The organism is Streptomyces mobaraensis, from assembly GCF_020099395.1.
GTDB lineage: Bacteria > Actinomycetota > Actinomycetes > Streptomycetales > Streptomycetaceae > Streptomyces.
The window spans coordinates 2808285-2824893 of sequence record NZ_CP083590.1 but is presented as its reverse complement, the minus strand read 5'-3'; the positions used below and the strand labels follow the sequence as shown (position 1 = coordinate 2824893).

Annotated in this window: 13 protein-coding genes; 7 read left to right on the top strand and 6 right to left on the bottom strand. The window is 72.6% G+C overall.

The genetic code is table 11. From position 1 onward, the window contains the following. Positions 1 to 117 precede the first annotated feature (117 nt). Entirely contained in the window at positions 118 to 1269 is a 1152-nt protein-coding gene (locus tag K7I03_RS11900) for a cystathionine gamma-synthase (RefSeq protein ID WP_185941852.1), read from the top strand. Between the two features lie 329 nt (positions 1270 to 1598). On the opposite strand, the gene K7I03_RS11895 is transcribed toward K7I03_RS11900, so the two are convergent. Continuing rightward, positions 1599 to 2099 carry a MarR family winged helix-turn-helix transcriptional regulator gene (locus K7I03_RS11895; RefSeq protein WP_004949133.1) on the bottom strand — a complete coding sequence of 167 codons (501 nt, stop codon included), beginning with the start codon at positions 2097 to 2099 and terminating at the stop codon, positions 1599 to 1601. 281 nt (positions 2100 to 2380) lie between these two features. Between K7I03_RS11895 and ilvA the strand changes: the two genes are divergently transcribed. The 3 genes from ilvA to K7I03_RS11880 all read left to right on the top strand — a co-directional run bounded on the left by ilvA (position 2381) and on the right by K7I03_RS11880 (position 5738). Next, positions 2381 to 3697, top strand: a complete 1317-nt coding sequence (gene ilvA, locus K7I03_RS11890; RefSeq protein ID WP_260630124.1) for a threonine ammonia-lyase — start codon at positions 2381 to 2383, stop codon at positions 3695 to 3697. Positions 3698 to 3855: 158 nt separating this feature from the next. Then, complete coding sequence (locus K7I03_RS11885) at positions 3856 to 4881, top strand: ATP-binding cassette domain-containing protein (protein ID WP_185941851.1); 1026 nt, start codon at positions 3856 to 3858, stop codon at positions 4879 to 4881. After that, the gene (locus K7I03_RS11880) at positions 4878 to 5738 is read left to right on the top strand and encodes an ABC transporter permease (RefSeq protein ID WP_185941850.1); all 861 of its coding nucleotides are present in this window, start codon (positions 4878 to 4880) and stop codon (positions 5736 to 5738) included. Before K7I03_RS11885 ends, K7I03_RS11880 begins: the two co-directional genes overlap by 4 nt. Before the next feature lie 168 nt (positions 5739 to 5906). Here the strand turns inward: K7I03_RS11880 and greA are convergent, their stop codons facing one another. Continuing rightward, on the bottom strand, positions 5907 to 6404 hold the full coding sequence (gene greA, locus K7I03_RS11875) for a transcription elongation factor GreA (RefSeq protein WP_004947986.1): 498 nt from the start codon (positions 6402 to 6404) through the stop codon (positions 5907 to 5909). 304 nt (positions 6405 to 6708) lie between these two features. Next, complete coding sequence (locus tag K7I03_RS11870) at positions 6709 to 7119, bottom strand: DUF4307 domain-containing protein (protein WP_224347005.1); 411 nt, start codon at positions 7117 to 7119, stop codon at positions 6709 to 6711. 104 nt (positions 7120 to 7223) lie between these two features. Here K7I03_RS11870 and mca point away from each other — a divergent pair, with 104 nt between their 5' ends. Together mca and K7I03_RS11860 are read left to right on the top strand one after the other, a co-directional pair. Next, on the top strand, positions 7224 to 8093 hold the full coding sequence (gene mca / locus K7I03_RS11865) for a mycothiol conjugate amidase Mca (protein ID WP_185941848.1): 870 nt from the start codon (positions 7224 to 7226) through the stop codon (positions 8091 to 8093). Between the two features lie 7 nt (positions 8094 to 8100). After that, on the top strand, positions 8101 to 8391 hold the full coding sequence (locus K7I03_RS11860; RefSeq protein WP_185941884.1) for an RAMP4 family protein: 291 nt from the start codon (positions 8101 to 8103) through the stop codon (positions 8389 to 8391). 269 nt (positions 8392 to 8660) lie between these two features. Here the strand turns inward: K7I03_RS11860 and K7I03_RS11855 are convergent, their stop codons facing one another. Then, the gene (locus K7I03_RS11855) at positions 8661 to 11963 is read right to left on the bottom strand and encodes a tetratricopeptide repeat protein (protein WP_185941847.1); all 3303 of its coding nucleotides are present in this window, start codon (positions 11961 to 11963) and stop codon (positions 8661 to 8663) included. A 218-nt stretch (positions 11964 to 12181) separates the two neighbouring features. Here K7I03_RS11855 and K7I03_RS11850 point away from each other — a divergent pair, with 218 nt between their 5' ends. After that, positions 12182 to 14224, top strand: coding sequence for a thioredoxin domain-containing protein (locus tag K7I03_RS11850; RefSeq protein ID WP_185941846.1), 2043 nt, complete (start codon positions 12182 to 12184; stop codon positions 14222 to 14224). Between the two features lie 46 nt (positions 14225 to 14270). Here the strand turns inward: K7I03_RS11850 and K7I03_RS11845 are convergent, their stop codons facing one another. Together K7I03_RS11845 and K7I03_RS11840 are read right to left on the bottom strand one after the other, a co-directional pair. After that, positions 14271 to 14903, bottom strand: coding sequence for a TetR/AcrR family transcriptional regulator (locus tag K7I03_RS11845; RefSeq protein WP_185941845.1), 633 nt, complete (start codon positions 14901 to 14903; stop codon positions 14271 to 14273). After that, a complete protein-coding gene (locus K7I03_RS11840; RefSeq protein WP_185941844.1) occupies positions 14900 to 16468 on the bottom strand; it encodes an MFS transporter in 1569 nt (522 codons plus the stop codon). The genes K7I03_RS11845 and K7I03_RS11840 overlap by 4 nt, the downstream gene beginning before the upstream one ends. Positions 16469 to 16609: the final 141 nt, after the last annotated feature.

Sequence of the window (16609 nt, the reverse complement as noted above, 5' to 3'; positions counted from 1 at the left end):
ACGAGGCAGGGCGCCCGATCGTTCCTGACCTCGGATTCCGTGGCCCGGCCGATCGTTCATCCGCCGGTTACAAGTGAACAGGAGTATTCCGGTAAGGCGGGTACTACTCTCGGAACAATGAGCGACCAGCAGCAACAATCCTTCGAGACCCTCGCCATCCACGCCGGGCAGGAGGCGGACCCGCTGACCGGGGCCGTCGTGCCGCCGATCTACCAAGTCTCGACCTACAAGCAGGACGGCGTGGGGGGCCTGCGCGGCGGGTACGAGTACAGCCGGAGCGCCAACCCGACCCGAACCGCCCTGGAGGAGAACCTGGCGGCGCTGGAGGGCGGCGTCCGGGGCCTGGCCTTCGCCTCCGGCCTGGCCGCCGAGGACTGCCTGCTGCGCACGCTGCTGGCCCCCGGCGACCACGTCGTCATCCCGAACGACGCCTACGGCGGAACGTTCCGCCTGTTCGCCAAGGTCGTCGGCCGCTGGGGCGTCGAGTGGTCCGTCGCCGACACCTCGGACCCCGCCTCCGTCCGGGACGCGATCACCGACCGCACCAAGGCCGTCTGGGTCGAGACCCCCTCGAACCCGCTGCTCGGCATCACGGACATCGCCGCCGTCGCCCAGGTGGCCCACGAGGGCGGGGCCAAGCTGGTGGTGGACAACACCTTCGCCAGTCCCTACCTCCAGCAGCCGCTGGCGCTCGGCGCGGACGTCGTCGTGCACTCGACCACCAAGTACATGGGCGGCCACTCCGACGTCGTCGGCGGCGCCCTGATCACCGACGACGCCGCGCTGGGCGACGAGCTCGCCTACCACCAGAACGCCATGGGCGCCGTCGCCGGCCCCTTCGACTCCTGGCTGACGCTGCGCGGCATCAAGACCCTCGCCGTCCGCATGGACCGGCACAGCGCCAACGCCGAGCGCGTCGCCGACCTGCTGCTCTCCCACCCCAAGGTCACCCGGGTCTACTACCCCGGCCTGCCCGAGCACCCGCTGCATGAGATCGCGGCCAAGCAGATGCGCGCCTTCGGCGGCATGGTCTCGTTCCGCGTCGAGGGCGGCGAGGAGGCGGCGGTCGAGGTCTGCAACCGCGCCAAGCTGTTCACCCTCGGTGAGTCCCTCGGCGGCGTCGAGTCGCTGATCGAGCACCCGGGCCGGATGACCCACGCCTCGGTCGCCGGCTCGGCCCTGGAGGTCCCGGCGGACCTCGTCCGCCTGTCCGTGGGCATCGAGTCGGTGGACGACCTGCTGGCGGACGTCAAGCAGGCGCTGGGCTGAGCGTTTTCAGCCTGGGCGGGCACTTCAGCCCGTCCGGCGTTTGAGGACAACGCGCGCGGAGCGCGGTTTCGGGGTCTGGGGCGGCAGCCCCAGGAAACTGGGGGCACCTCCCAGCGGTAGCCGGGGGAGAAAGGGTGGGGCCGGGGCAACCACCACCCACGCCCCCCGCCGCACCGGACAGCCAGGAGCCGGGCGCCGTACGGCAGATGACGCCGTCGGCGCCCGTCGCGCGGCGCCTGCGCGCGAGCGGGCGGAGGAGCGGACTCCGCACCGACCGCGTCGGTACCGCCGAAGGCCGGCACCGCCGTCAAGAAGCCGGCGGTACCCCGTCAGGAAGCCGGTGGCACCTGCGGCAAAGAGCTGTGCACCTCGGACAGCGCGGAGTTGAAGCGCGTCAGCAACGTGCAGAACACCGCCCGCTCCTCCTCCGTCCACCCCTCCGTGCACAGCGCCATCAGCTGCCGGCGCGAAGCGCGGACCTCGTCCAGCCGCGCCTTGCCGCGCGGCGAGAGCTGGAGGACCACGGCCCGGCCGTCCTCGGGGTGCGAGGTGCGCTTGACCAGGCCGGTGTCGACGAGGGGCGCCACCTGGCGGGTGACGGTCGACGAGTCGATGCCCATGCCCGCGGCGAGCGCCTTGACGCCCATCGGGCCTTCCTGGTCGAGGCGGTTGAGCAGCAGATAGGCGGCGCGGTCCATCGAGTTGTGGACCCGGCCGACGCCGCCGAGCCGGGTCTGTTCTGCACGACGGGCGAAGACGGCAACCTGGTGCTGGAGAGTGTCGAGGACACCTGGTGCGAGGTCGGTCGTCATGTCCGGAGGGGTGGGCATGGCTGGGGACTCACTTCGTGCGGCGGGCTGGAATTGCTCGGGAATGGGGGACAGAGTACGCGGCCGGACGGGCGCGCGTGCCGTTGCCGGGCAAACCGGTCGGTTCGTATGGTCGCGGGGTTCCGTTCGTTCGGATGGCGGCCCCACGGATGGCGGCCCCACGGTGGGGCCCGGGCTGCGAGACTGGCGGTATGGCTGCACGAGTGGGCGGCGGCGACCGTCCGGCGCGCGTTCCGCCCGGTTCATCCGGCTCACCCGGTTCGTCGGCGTCCTCGGTTCCGATGCCCGGCCCTTCCGGCCCTTCCGGCCCTTCCGGCCCTCCCGGTGACCCCGGTACGCCGAGCGAGCCCGGAGAGCATGGAGAGGCCGGAGAGCACGGTGAGCCGCTCTCCGACCTGCCCGTCACCCTCGACGCCATCCGCCAGGCGCAGAAGACGCTGTCCGGCGTCGCCCGGGTCACCGCGCTGGAGGGCAGCCGGCATCTGTCCGGACTGATCGGTTCGCCGGTGCACCTCAAGTGCGAGAACCTCCAGCGGACCGGCTCGTTCAAGGTCCGCGGCGCGTACGTGCGGATCGCGGGCCTCTCCCCGGCGGAGCGCGCGGCCGGTGTGGTCGCGGCGAGCGCGGGCAACCACGCCCAGGGCGTGGCCCTCGCGGCGTCCCTGCTCGGCGTCCGGTCCACGGTCTTCATGCCGGAGGGCGCACCGCTGCCGAAGGTCGTCGCCACCCGTGAGTACGGAGCCGAAGTGCGGTTGCGCGGACAGGTGGTGGACGACGCGCTGTGCGCCGCCCGGGAGCACGCGCGGCGCACGGGCGCGGTCCTCATCCACCCCTTCGACCACCCGGACGTCATCGCGGGCCAGGGGACCGTGGGGCTGGAGATCCTGGAGCAGTGCCCTGAGGTGCGTACCGTCGTGGTGGGCATGGGCGGCGGCGGGCTGGCGGCCGGGATCGCCGTGGCGCTCAAGGCGTTGCGCCCGGACGTCCGGGTCGTCGGCGTCCAGGCGGCGGACGCGGCGTCGTACCCGCGGTCGCTGGCCGCCGGCCGTCCGGTGGTCGTGGAGGCGCCGGTCACGATGGCCGACGGCATCAGGGTCGCGCGGCCCGGCGACGTACCGTTCGGGATCGTCCGGCGGCTGGTGGACGAGGTCCGCACCGTCTCCGAGGACCAGTTGGCGAGCGCGCTGCTGCTCTGCCTGGAGCGGGCGAAGCTGCTGGTGGAGCCGGCCGGTGCGAGCCCGGTGGCCGCGCTGCTGGCCGCCCCGCGCTCGTTCGAGGGGCCCGTCGTGGCGGTGCTGTCCGGCGGGAACGTCGATCCCCTGCTGCTGCAGGGCGTCCTGCGGCACGGCATGGCCGCCGCCGGGCGCTACCTCTCGCTGCGGCTGCGGCTCACCGACCGCCCGGGGGCGCTCGCCGCCCTGCTGGAGGTGCTGTCCGCGGTGGACGTCAACATCCTCGACATCGGCCACGTCCGCACCGACCCGCGGCTGCGGCTGACGGAGGCGGAGGTCGAACTGCACCTGGAGACGAAGGGCCACGAGCACTGCGCCGCCGTGCGCACGGCGCTGCGGGAGGCGGGCTATCCGGTGCTGTCCTGAGCGGTTCCGGCGGCCGTCAGCCGCGAGCACGGTCGCGGGAATATCCGGAATTTCCGTTCACGGAGCGGAATGCTCCCTACGAACGTAGAATCCTCTACTACGTCCCTACATCCTTGGTCCCACGTCCCTGTAGACGCCACCGAACGGGGAGAAGCTCCATGCCGGGAGCGATTCACGCCGAAGGTCTGGTCAAGGCATTCGGCGAGGTAAGGGCTCTGGACGGCGTCGACCTCGACGTCCCGGAGGGGACGGTCCTGGGGCTGCTCGGGCCCAACGGCGCCGGGAAGACCACGGCCGTACGCGTCCTGACGACCCTCATCAAACCCGATCGTGGCATGGCCTCGGTGGCGGGCGTCGACGTGCTGCGACGGCCCGACGAGGTCCGCCGCAGCATCGGCCTGTCCGGCCAGTTCGCCGCCGTCGACGAGTACCTGACCGGCCGCGAGAACCTGCGGATGGTCGGCAGGCTCTACCAGTTGAGCGGGCGCGAGGCGAAGCGCCGGGCCGGCGAACTCCTGGACCGCTTCCACCTCGCCGACGCCGCCGACCGCCCCGCCAAGACGTACTCCGGCGGGATGCGCCGCCGCCTCGACCTCGCGGCGGCCCTGGTCGTCAGGCCGCCCGTGATGTTCATGGACGAGCCGACGACCGGCCTCGACCCCCGCAACCGGCAGCAGTTGTGGGAGGTCATCCAGGAACTGGTCGCCGGCGGAACGACGTTGCTGCTCACCACGCAGTACCTGGAGGAGGCCGACCACCTCGCGCACGACATCGCCGTCGTCGACCACGGCCGGGTGATCGCGCGCGGTACGTCCGACCAGCTCAAGGCGCGGACCGGCGGGGAGCGCGTCGAGGTCGTCGTGCACCGGCCCGAGCACATCCCCGTCGCCGACGCCGTCCTGCGGGGCTTCGGCGACGGCGGATCCGCCGTCGAACCGCACACCCGGCGGATCACCGTCCCGGTCTCCGGCGGCGCCCGGCTGCTCGCCGAGATCATCCGCGAACTGGACGCCCGGGACGTCGGTATCGACGACATCGGACTGCGCCGCCCCACTCTGGACGACGTGTTCATCTCGCTGACCGGCCACGCCGCCGAGGACGCGGACGAGAGGGAACCGGAGCCGGGGCGGGAGCGGGAGCAGGGACGTCAACAAGGACGTCAACAAGGAGGGGTCTCGCCATGACCGCCGTCGACCACACCGTGCGAGGGGGGCCTCCGGCGCTCAGGCGGGGCCGCGTCGGCCGTTCCGTCCACGACTCCCTGGTCATCGCGCAGAGGAACCTGCTGCGCATGCGGCGGATCCCCGAGGTGGTCGTGTTCGGCGTCGTACAGCCCGTCATGTTCGTGGTGCTGTTCAGCTACGTCTTCGGTGGCTCGATCGCCGTCGGCGGCGATACGGAGCCGTCGCTCTACCGCGAGTTCCTCATGGCGGGCATCTTCGCCCAGACGGTCACCTTCGCCACCGCGGGGGCGGGGGCCGGGATCGCCGACGACATGCACAAGGGCCTCATCGACCGCTTTCGTTCCCTGCCGATGGCCCGGGGCGCCGTCCTCACCGGACGGACGCTCGCCGACCTCGTGCAGACCGCGCTGACGCTGGTGGTGCTGGCGATCGTGGCCGCCATCGTGGGCTGGCGGATCCACGAGGGGGTGCCGAAGGCGCTGGCGGGCTTCGCCCTGCTGCTCCTGCTGGGATACGCGTTCTCGTGGATCGGCGCGCTGATCGGGCTCTCCGTGCGGACTCCGGAGGCGGCCACCTCCGGCGGACTCGTCTGGCTGTTCCCGCTCACGTTCATCTCGAACGCGTTCGTGCCGTCCGGCAACATGCCGACCGTCCTGCGGGTGATCGCCGAGTGGAACCCCTTCAGCGCCACCGTCCAGGCGGCCCGGGAGCTCTTCGGCAACCTGCCGCCCGGCTATCCCGTGCCGGCGGCCTGGCCGATGCGGCATCCGGTGTGGGCGTCGCTGATCTGGTCGGCCCTGATCATCCTGGTGTTCCGGTGGCTGGCGGTACGGAAGTACCGGTCCGCCACGGGGTGAGGGCGGGGACGCGACGGGGTGGGGGCGGGGACGCGACGGGCCCGTCCCGACAGAGCTCCGGCCCCGGACCGTTGCGGGCGGTCCGGGGTCGGGAAGCGAGGGTGATGCGACGCGCCTTCACGGTGCGCCTTCGCCGCGCGCCTCCGCGACGCGCCTCGAGGGGCGGGCTCAGCCCTGGTACGGCGTGGCGTCCATGATGCGGACCTTCGCCTTGCGGCCGTTCGGCAGCTCGTACTCGGCGTCCTCGCCGACCTTCTTGCCGTTGACGCCGGTGCCCAGCGGGGACTGGGGGGAGTACGTCTCGATGTCCGAGCTCGCGTACTCGCGGGAGGCGAGCAGGAAGGTCAGGGTGTCGTCCGGGTCGCCGTCGAAGGCGATGGTGACGACCATGCCGGGGGCGACCACGCCGGTGGCGGCCGGGGCCTCGCCGACCTTCGCGTGCTCGAGCAGCTGCGTCAGCTGGCGCACACGGAGCTCCTGCTTGCCCTGCTCCTCCTTGGCCGCGTGGTACCCGCCGTTCTCTCGCAGGTCACCTTCCTCGCGCGCCGCGGCGATCTTGGCCGCGATCTCGGTGCGAGCGGGACCAGACAGGTACTCCAGCTCGGCCTTGAGCTGGTCGTACGCCTCCTGAGTCAGCCAGGTGACGCTGTCGCTGGTCTGGGTCACAGGTGCTCCTCGTCGGTGCTGGGAAAAACTTCGGGGTCACGGATACAAATGAACGCCCTACTCAGAAGGGTGCACCTCCAAAGGCGGGCGAAACCACGAGCCTAACAATTACGTCCGGAATGGGGGAAGAAGTCGTGGGACGAAATCCCGCAAGGATCGCGTCGCCGCAGGTCAGAGCAGTGATCGCCGGATCTCCCCGGCTGCGGCGCCGATCGCTCGTCCGTTCGCCGTCCGCGCCCGCCGACTGTGCGCGCCCGCCGACCGTACGTGCCCACCGGCCGTGCCCGCCGGTCGGCCGCCGCCGTCAGCCGCGGTCGGTGGTCCGGCAGCCCTCCAGCTCCGTGATGCGCGCGGGAGCGGTGGTACGAAGGGTGACGAGCTCGGTGAAGTGCGTCTCACGGCGGTCGAGGGACACGTCCTTGCGGGCGACCTCGGCCCCGTCCTCGCCCAGCGAGCGCAGGGTGCACACGCCGCTGTCGTTCTTCTCCTTACGGACCTCGATGACCGCCTGCACCGACGTCTCGGAGATCTTCTTCGACCGGATGAGCTGGCCGCTGACGTCCGACTTGGTGACATAGTGCACACCGGCCCACGCGACGAACCCGAGCAGCACCGCGAACAGCGCCCCTCCGACGATCTTGAGCTTGCGGTTCGCGCGCTCGTCCGCCGAGCGGCCGTAACGCCCCTCGGGCAGGGCCTCGCGCTGCGCAGCCATGATCATCGCCTCCCGGACGCCGATTTGTGAACGCGGAATGAAACGGCTCCCGCTTCGGTCACTATAGGAGGCGTCTGCCGAGACGAGTGACTGAGGATCGAGCCTTGACTGAGCAGCTGCGAATGATGGCCGTTCACGCCCACCCCGACGATGAGTCGAGCAAGGGCGCGGCCACGATGGCCAAGTACGTGTCCGAGGGGGTGGACGTGCTGGTCGCCACCTGCACGGGTGGGGAGCGCGGTTCCATCCTCAACCCCAAGCTCCAGGGGGACCCCTACATCGAGGAGCACATCCACGAGGTCCGGGCCAAGGAGATGGCGGAGGCCCGGGACATCCTGGGCGTCAAACAGGAGTGGCTGGGCTATGTGGACTCCGGCCTCCCCGAGGGCGACCCGCTGCCCCCGCTGCCCGAGGGCTGCTTCGCCCTCCAGGACGTGGACGAGGCGGCCGGTGCGCTGGTCAAGCTGATCCGCGAGTTCAAGCCGCACGTGATCACCACGTACGACGAGAACGGCGGTTATCCGCACCCCGACCACATCATGACCCACAAGATCTCGATGGTGGCCTTCGAGGCGGCCGGCGACCCCTCGCGCTACCCCGAGGCCGGCGAGCCCTGGCAGCCGCTGAAGCTCTACTACAACCAGGGCTTCAACCGGCCGCGCACCCAGGCGCTGCACGACGCGCTGCTGGAGCGCGGCATGGAGTCGCCCTACGGGGAGTGGCTGGAGCGCTGGCACACGATGGGCCGGGAGCGCAACCTCACCACCTTCGTCCCCTGCGGCGACTTCTTCGAGATCCGCGACAAGGCGCTGATCGCCCACGCCACGCAGATCGACCCGGACGGCGGTTGGTTCAAGGTGCCGCTGGACCTCCAGCGGGAGGTGTGGCCCACCGAGGAGTACGAGCTCGCCAAGTCGCTCGTCGGCACGTCCCTCCCCGAGGACGACCTCTTCGCGGGCATCCGCAACAATTGAGCCCATGATGAGCGCGACTGCCTCCTTCGCCGCCACCCACTTGGTGCCGCTCGCCGCCGCCGGGGACGACCTCGACAAGAGCAAGGTCACCCCCGGTGTCCTGGGCTTCATCGTCTTCGCCGTCATCGGTGCCGCCGTGTGGCTGCTGATGAAGAGCATGACGAAGCACATGAAGCGGGTGTCCTTCGAGGAGGCGCCCGAGGGCGCCGCCCCGGCGCCCGCCGCCGTGTCCGCCACCACCGCCGCGGCTACCGCAGACGAGGCGACACCGGCGGCGGGCGGCAAGCCCTCCGCCTGACCCCGCGGCGGGACCGAACCGCCCGGCCGCCCGCCACGCGGGCATCCGGACGGTCCGGACCTGCGCGGTGGGAGGGCCGCGACGCGACGGCAGCACGCTTCCGCGCGTCGGCCTGCCTTGGCAGCGGCGGCTGCGGCACGCTTTCAGCACGCCGGGACGCCCTTGGCAGCGGCGGCTGCGGCACGCTTCCGACACGTCCGCACGCCTTCGGCGCGCGGCGGCAGACGGCTCCGACGCGCCGGTACGCCCTCGCACGCGACGGCTCGATCTCAACGCGGCAGCACGGCCATCACCTCCCGTGCCCGCCGTCCCGGCACCATGCCCAGGCGCCACGCCTGCCACCCGGTCTCCGGCTCCACCCCGCGCTCCAGCACCAGCGCGTACGCCTCCGCGTACTGCTCCAGAGCCGGGTCCACGGCCCAGTCCGCACCCCGCAGCTCGCGCCGCAGGCGGGCCAGGTCCTCCCCGGCGACGGCCGCGCCCACCACCGAGCCGCCCGGTGACACGAACGGCAGCAAGGTGCAGCGCAGGAAACGCGCCCAGCTCTCGCCGCGCCGGTCGCCGAACCCGGTGAACAGCCGCTCCGCCTCCTCCGTCAGCTCCAGCGCCTGCTCCAGCCTCCCGTTCCCCGCGTCGACCACCGCCAGCTCCAGGCACGACCACGCCTCGCCGTGCGCGACGCCCACCCGCTGGAAGTCCAGCCGCGCGTCCTGGAGCAGCTGCCGGGCGAAACCGCTGTTCCGCAGGCTCCCCGTCTGGGCCGCCCGCTGGTCGCGGGTGACCCGCGCCGAGTGGTGACGGGCACAGGCCAGCCCGTACACGTCACGCATCCGGTTGAACATCGTCCGGGCCCGTTCCAGCTCCCGCAGCGCGGCCGGCAGATCGCCCAGCTCCTCCAGGGCCTGGCCCAGGTAGAACAGGGTCCACGCCTCACCCCGCGCGTCCTCGTGCTCCCGGTGCCGGGAGACGGCCTGCCGGAGACCCTCCACGGCCGCCGCCGCGTCCCCGGCTATCAGCCGGCCCCGCGCCAGCTGGGTGAGGGCCCACGCCGCGCCCCGACCGTCCTGCGTCCGCCCGTACAGCTCCAGCGCCTGGCGCAGCTCGGCCTCCGCCGGCTCGGGGCGGCCCATGCGCAGCCGTACCTGGCCCAGCTGGAAGTGCGCCCACGCCTGGCCGTGCAGGCTTTCGCTCTCCCGGTGCAGCTCCAGCGCCACGGCCAGCAGGTCCAGCGCCTCCGCCAGCCGGCCGCGGTCGCGCTCCACCGCGGCCAGCGCGTGCATCGTCCACGCCCGGTCACCGCTCAGCTCGGGGGCCGCCTGCAACTCCAGCGCCTCTCGCAGCTTCGCCGCGGCCTCCTTGAGGTTCCCCTGGTGCTGGAGGGTGATGCCCAGGTCGCGCAGGGCCCGTGCCGCGCCCGCGTGGTGCTGGGCGTCGAGGTACAGGTCCACCACCGACGTCAGCGTCGTCCGGGAAGTGTCCAGCTCACCGAGCTGCCGGGCGGCCACACCCGTGCGCCACTGCACGGAGCGGGTCAGCAACTCCCGGTCCGTGGCCTGCGTCAGCTCGCTCAGCTCGCCGAGCCGGTAAAGGTCCCCGCGGAGCAGGCAGTAGTCGCACAGGGCGCCCAGCAGGTGCAGCACCGCCGACTGGTCGACGCCCTCCGCGTGCCGGAGCGCGGCCGTGATGAAACTCGACTCGTCGTCCAGCCAGCGCAGGGCCGCGTCCAGCGACGGGAATCCGTGGCCTCCGGCCGCGCCTTGGGAGAACATGTCCGCGCGCGTCGACGTCTTGCCGTCCACCATTCGGATGACCGTGTCGGCGAGCTCGGCATAACTGCGGATCAGCCGCTCCTGGGCCGCCCCCCGCTCCCCGGGATCCTCTTCCTCGTGCAGCCGCGCGTGCGCGAAGTCCCGTACCAGATCGTGCATCCGGTAGCGCCCGGGGCGCACCGGTTCGATCAGCCCGGCCCGTGCCAGCTCCGTCAGCCGCTGCGTCGCCTCCTGGCCGTCGGCCGCGAGCAGGGCCGCCGCGGCGGCCGCGCCCAGGGACGCCCGGCCGGCCAGCGCGAGCCGCCGCAGCAGCCGCCGGGCGTCCTCTCCCTGGTCCATGTAGCGCAGCCACAGGGCCCGTTCCACCGGACCGTTCTGGCCCGCCGCCTCCAGCTCCACGGCCAGCGCGCGCGGCGTCCGCGCGCCGAGCGAGGACCCGGCCACTCGCAGGGCCAGCGGCAGACCGCCGCACAACTCCCTTACGCGGGTGAGCGACTGGGCGTCGTACAGTTCGTCCTCCTGTGCGGTGCCGTCCTCGCGTTCCTCCTCCGGCGCGGTGACCGAGCGCAGCAGTTCCTCCGCGCCCGCCTCGTCCAGCGGGCCGACCTCCAGCTGGTGCACCCACGCCTCCAACTCGGTCGGCAGCTCCAGCGGCTCGCGGGAGGTGACCAGCACCAGGCTCTCCGACCGGTCGGGCACCAGGGCGCGCACCTGCTCCGCGTCGGACGCGTCGTCCAGCACGATCGTCACCGGCAGCCGGGCGAGGTGCTTGTGGTACACCTCGGACAGCCGCCTGAGGTGCTGCTCGCGCGAGGAGCGTTCCCGGAAAAGCAACTGGTCGCGAGGGGCGCCGAGCCGGTTGAGCAGGTGCAGCAGCGCGTCGCGGGTCGGCAGCGGCGGCTCCTCCTGGCTCTCGCCGCGCAGATCCACCAGGCAGGCGCCCCGGAACTGATCCCGCAGTTGATGTGCGGCGCGCAGCGCCAACGCGGACCGGCCCACCCCCGGCGGACCGTGCAGCACCACGACCGTCGGTTTCGTCTCGGTGCTCGCCCGGGCCTGGCGCACCCACTGGGCGATCCGGTCCACCTGGGCCTTACGCCCGGCGAACACCCCGTCGTCCTGCGGGAGATCATCGAAGGAACGGGCCAGGAGGCTGCGCTGCCGGGCCATCGCGCTGCGGTCGCCGCCGCGCAGTTGCGGCCCTCGCGACGAACCGCCCGTCCCCGGCTTGCTCCCCGCCGGGCTTTTGCCGTTGTTCGCTCCCTGAAGCATCCGCTGCCGGTCGAGGAACGGCCGGATACCCCGTACCTCCACCGCCGTCCGCCACTGAAGTCTCAACTGCTCTGCCCCGCCCGGCTGTCCGCGCAGCCCGGCCCGTCGGTGACGGGCCGGCCAATGGCCGGCCGTCAGCTTCGCGAGCGTCGCCACGGAGCCCGCGAGGGCCACCGCCACCGCCGTGCTGACGGCGGTGCCCGTGGACGTCCCGTACCCCAGATCGGCCCCGAGGGCCGTCACCGCCGTCACGGCCGTCACCAGCATGGGCGTACCGAGCGCGGCCCCCGACAAGCGCGCGGACAACGGCCCGACGGCCGCGGCCTCCTCGTCCAGCGCCCGGACGTACGCCGCGTACTCCTCGGCCGCCGCCCGGGCCAGCGCGTCCAACTCCTCGCGCGCCCGCCGCAGCAGCACATCACCGTCGACACGCCCACCCGACCGCCGCACCTCCTCCCCGATCGCCCGCTCCAGCAGGCCCTCGACTTCCGCGCGGTGGTCCTGCCGCAGCGCGGTCAGCGAGTTCTGCATGTGCCGTCCCCCCTTCGACCAGCGAATGCTGAAGGCGTCCCAGTGTTCCGCCTCGAAGAGGATTCCGGCAGGCCTGTGGATAACCCCCTGTGGAAAACCCGGCCGAACGGTCTCAGGGGAGTGGCCGGGGCCCATCAGGGTTCTGTCAGGGGAAGCCGGGGGGAGAGTCGGGGTGCCGAATGAGACGGCCGGGGCTCCTGTTGGGGAAGGATGGAGGCATGCCGAACCGCCTGGCGCACGAGACGTCCCCTTACCTCCTCCAGCACGTCGACAATCCGGTCGACTGGTGGCCCTGGTCCCCCGAGGCCTTCGCGGAAGCCCGGCGCCGGGACGTCCCCGTGCTGCTCAGCGTCGGCTATTCCAGTTGCCACTGGTGCCATGTCATGGCCGGCGAGAGTTTCGAGGACGAGGAGACCGCCGCCTACCTCAACGAGCACTTCGTCTCCGTCAAGGTCGACCGTGAGGAACGGCCCGACATCGACGCGGTCTACATGGAGGCGGTGCAGGCCGCCACCGGGCAGGGCGGCTGGCCCATGACCGTCTTCCTGACGCCCGATGCCGAACCCTTCTACTTCGGCACGTACTTCCCGCCCGCCCCCCGGCACGGGATGCCCTCCTTCCGGCAGGTGCTGGAGGGGGTGGCGGCCGCGTGGCGTGACCGGCGGGACGAGGTCGGCGAGGTGGCCGGGCGGATCGTCGAGGATCTGTCGCGACGGCCCCTGACCGCCGCCGTCGGCGGGCAGCCGCCCACGGCCGATGAGCTGCACATGGCGCTGATGGCGCTGACCCGCGAGTTCGACGCGGTGCGCGGTGGTTTCGGCGGGGCACCGAAGTTCCCGCCGTCCATGGTGCTGGAGTTCCTGCTGCGCCACCACGTCCGCACCGGGTCCGCCGCCGCTCTGGACATGGTGACGGCCACCTGCGAGGCCATGGCCCGCGGCGGGATCCACGACCAGCTGGGCGGCGGCTTCGCCCGCTACTCCGTGGACAACGGGTGGGTCGTACCGCACTTCGAGAAGATGCTGTACGACAACGCGCTGCTGTGCCGCGTCTACGCGCATCTGTGGCGGGCCACCGGCTCGGAGCTCGCCCGGCGGGTGGCCCTGGACACCGCCGACTTCCTGGTCCGGGAGATGCGCACCGACCAGGGCGGTTTCGCCTCCGCGCTGGACGCGGACAGTGACGACGAGCAGGGCCGGCACCGCGAGGGCGCCTACTACGTCTGGACCCCCGAGCAGCTCCGGGAGGTGCTGGGGGAGGCGGACGCCGACCTGGCCGTCGACTACTTCGGCGTCACCGAGGAGGGGACCTTCGAAGAGGGGGCCTCCGTCCTCCAACTGCCCGACCGCGAGCGGCTCGTGGACGCCGAGCGGATCGCGTCCATCCGGGAGCGGCTGCTGGCGGCCCGCGCCCGGCGGCCCCGGCCCGGCCGGGACGACAAGATCGTGGCGGGATGGAACGGCCTGGCCGTCGCGGCACTGGCCGAGACCGGCGCCTACTTCGACCGCCCCGACCTGGTCCAGGCCGCGACGGACGCCGCCGACCTGCTCGTCCGCACCCACATGGACTGGAACGCGCGCCTCTTCCGCACCTCCCTGGACGGCGTCGCCGGTGGCCACGTGGGCGTGCTGGAGGACTACGCGGACGTGGCCGAGGGCTTCCTCGCCCTGTCCGCCGTCACCGGCGAGGGCGTCTGGGTGGACTTCGCGGGACTGCTGCTGGACACCGTCCTAATCCGGTTCCGCGACGAGGAGGGCGCCCTCTTCGACACGGCGGACGACGCCGAGGCGCTCATCCGACGCCCGCAGGACCCGACGGACAACGCCACCCCGTCGGGTTGGACCGCGGCCGCCGGTGCCCTGCTGACCTATGCGGCGCTCACGGGGAGCGCGCCGCACCGGGAGGCGGCCGAGCGGGCGCTCGGTGTGGTGCGGGCGCTCGGGCCCAAGGCGCCGCGCTTCATCGGCTGGGGTCTGGCGGTGGCGGAGGCGCTGCTCGACGGGCCGTACGAGGTCGCCGTCGTCGGGCCGCACGACGACCCCGCCACCCGGGAGTTGCACCGCACCGCCCTGCTCTCCCAGCGGCCCGGGCTGGCCGTCGCCCTGGGGGAACCGGCCTCCGCGACGGCCGCCGAGGTGCCGCTGCTGGCGGACCGGCCGCTGCTGGCCGGCCGCCCGGCCGCGTACGTGTGCCGCGGCTTCACCTGCGACGCGCCGACCTCCGACCCCGAGGAGCTCGCCGCGAAGCTGAGGGGGAGGTGACCCCCGTCCCCGTATAGAGGTGACCCCCCCGTGGAGGGGACGGCGTTCAGAGGGCGAGGCCCCGCTCCAGCACGTCCAGCGCGCGCCGCAGGTAGTCGAGCGGATCGCCGGCCTGGCCCTCGTCCACCCACACCATCACGGCCTCCTGCATGACGACCAGCACCGCGGTCGTCACGACGCGCAGTTCGAAGTCGTCCTCCGGGCGGCCGGTGCGCTCGGCCAGGACGGAACGCAGGAGGCGCGCCGACTCGCCCACGCCCTCACTGGCGCGGGCCCGCAGGCTGGGGACGTCCCGGATCAGCCGGTTGCGCATTCGCATCTCGGGGCTGGCGGTGCCGAGGATGTCCCGCATGCCCTCCAGGACGGTGTTGCGGATCGCGCGGAGCGGGGGCTCGTCGGCCGGGCGGGACCGGAGCGCCGCCTCCAGAAGGGGGTCGTACTCGTCCGTGAGGACGATGTCCTCCTTGGTCGGGAAGTACCGGAAGACGGTGCTGGGCGAGACGTCGGCGGCCTCCGCGATCTGGTCCACGGGCGTCGCGTCGTACCCCTGCTCCTCGAAGAGCCGGTAGGCGGCGTCGCGGATCGCCTGGCGGGTCTGGATCTTCTTCCGTTCGCGCAGCCCGAGCCGGGGGCCCGGCTGGGTGGTGGGGGAGGTTTGTGCGGAGGCCATGAGCGTCATTGTCGGGCATTCGGTGTTTCCGCGGCCACAGCGGTGGGTGCGATCACCGCCCGTGCGCGGGTCCCGGGCAGGAAGGCGGCGATCAGGAGAGCCGCCGCGAAGGCGATGCCGCCGGAGGCCAGCAGGGCCAGGTCCATGCCGTGCAGGTAGGCGGCGTCCGCCGAGCGGGTCAGGGCCGCGTCGCCGAGCCCGGCCGCCACCCGGTGGGCCCCCATGACCGATTCCTCGGCCGCCTCCGCGGCGGCGGCCGGCACGCGGGGCGTCTCCAGGCGCGCGCGGTACGCGGCGGTGAGCAGGCTGCCCAGGATCGCGACGCCGATCGCGCCCGCGACCTGGCGCAGCGTCATGAGGAGACCGGAACCCACGCCCACCCGTTCGCGGGGCAGCATGCCCAGGGCGCCGTCCATGGCGGGGATCAGAGCGATTCCGACGCCGGCACCGGCCAGGACCAGCCAGGCCGCGGTGAACGCGTAGCCGTCGCCGACGGCGGTCCGGCTGCCGAGCAGCGCGCCCAGGCCGAGCAGTACGAGTCCGGCGGGGATGACGACGCGCGCCCCCGCGCGCCGGGTCAGCGGCGGAGCGAGCCGGGAGGCGATCAGCATGCCGACGGGCATGGGGATCATGCGCAGACCGGTGCCGAAGGCGTCGTGGCCGCACACGGTCTGGAGGTAGGAGGGCAGGACGAACAGCAGGCCGGTGAAGATGAACATCGCCAGAGAGGCGGCGATGCAGTTCCACAGGAAGCCGCGGTGCCGGAGCAGCGTCAGGTCGAGCATCGGCCGCACCTGCCGGCGTGACCGCAGGGTCAGCAGGGTGAGCAGGACGACGGCGGCGGCGAGCGTGCCGAGGACGACCGGGGAGGTCCAGCCGCGGTCGGGGCCCTCGGTGACGCCGTAGACGAGCGCTCCGAGGCCGCCGGCGGTGAGCGCGGTGGCGAGGCCGTCGACGCCGGGAGCCGCGGGGTCCTTCATCTCCGGGAGCAGGAAGCGGCAGGCGACGACGGCCACGCCGACGAGCGGCACGTTGACCAGGAAGACCGAGCCCCACCAGAAGTGGTCGAGCAGGAACCCGCCGATGATCGGCCCGAGGGGCAGCCCGAGCGCGGAGGCGCCGGAGACCGCCCCGATGGCCTTGCTCCGCTCCTCGGGTGTGAAGAGGGCGGGGAGTACGGACATCGCGAGCGGCATGATGAAGGCCGCGCCGACCCCCATGACCGAGCGGGCGGCGATGGCGGTGCCCGCGTCCTCCGCGAAGGTCCCGACGAGCGAGCCGGCGAGGAAGAGGACGAGGCCGGCGACGAGGGTGCGGCGGCGGCCGAAGCGGTCGCCCAGCAGGCCCGCGGGGAGCATGAGCGCCGCGAAGACGACGAGGTACGAGTCGGCTATCCACTGCAGGGTGCCCGCGTCGGCGTCGAGTTCGGTGGCCATGGTCGGCAGGGCCACGTTCAGGATCGTGCCGTCGAAGCCCAGGACGAGCATGCAGGCGACGATCGCGCCCAGAGCCCACCAGCGGCGGGGGTCGGGGCGGGGGCCCGCGCTGGGCGGGGACAGGGTGGGCGTGGTCATCGCGGCACTCCTCGGGCAGACTCTGACTGTTGGATGCTTTTGATAGTAGCTCTCAAAAGATGGAAACAGTCAATTCTTGCCGCGCCCCTTGCCGCCTCCCTGACGCCACGCTGATTGTCAGTGGGGTGTGTCACGCTGTGT

Coding starts and splice junctions, on each gene's coding strand:
- K7I03_RS11900 (WP_185941852.1), top strand. CDS start 118: ATGAGCGACCAGCAGCAACAATCCTTCGAGACCCTCGCCATCCACGCC.
- K7I03_RS11895 (WP_004949133.1), bottom strand. CDS start 2,099: ATGCCCACCCCTCCGGACATGACGACCGACCTCGCACCAGGTGTCCTC.
- ilvA (WP_260630124.1), top strand. CDS start 2,381: ATGCCCGGCCCTTCCGGCCCTTCCGGCCCTTCCGGCCCTCCCGGTGAC.
- K7I03_RS11885 (WP_185941851.1), top strand. CDS start 3,856: ATGCCGGGAGCGATTCACGCCGAAGGTCTGGTCAAGGCATTCGGCGAG.
- K7I03_RS11880 (WP_185941850.1), top strand. CDS start 4,878: ATGACCGCCGTCGACCACACCGTGCGAGGGGGGCCTCCGGCGCTCAGG.
- K7I03_RS11870 (WP_224347005.1), bottom strand. CDS start 7,119: ATGGCTGCGCAGCGCGAGGCCCTGCCCGAGGGGCGTTACGGCCGCTCG.
- K7I03_RS11860 (WP_185941884.1), top strand. CDS start 8,101: ATGAGCGCGACTGCCTCCTTCGCCGCCACCCACTTGGTGCCGCTCGCC.
- K7I03_RS11855 (WP_185941847.1), bottom strand. CDS start 11,963: ATGCAGAACTCGCTGACCGCGCTGCGGCAGGACCACCGCGCGGAAGTC.
- K7I03_RS11850 (WP_185941846.1), top strand. CDS start 12,182: ATGCCGAACCGCCTGGCGCACGAGACGTCCCCTTACCTCCTCCAGCAC.
- K7I03_RS11845 (WP_185941845.1), bottom strand. CDS start 14,903: ATGACGCTCATGGCCTCCGCACAAACCTCCCCCACCACCCAGCCGGGC.
- K7I03_RS11840 (WP_185941844.1), bottom strand. CDS start 16,468: ATGACCACGCCCACCCTGTCCCCGCCCAGCGCGGGCCCCCGCCCCGAC.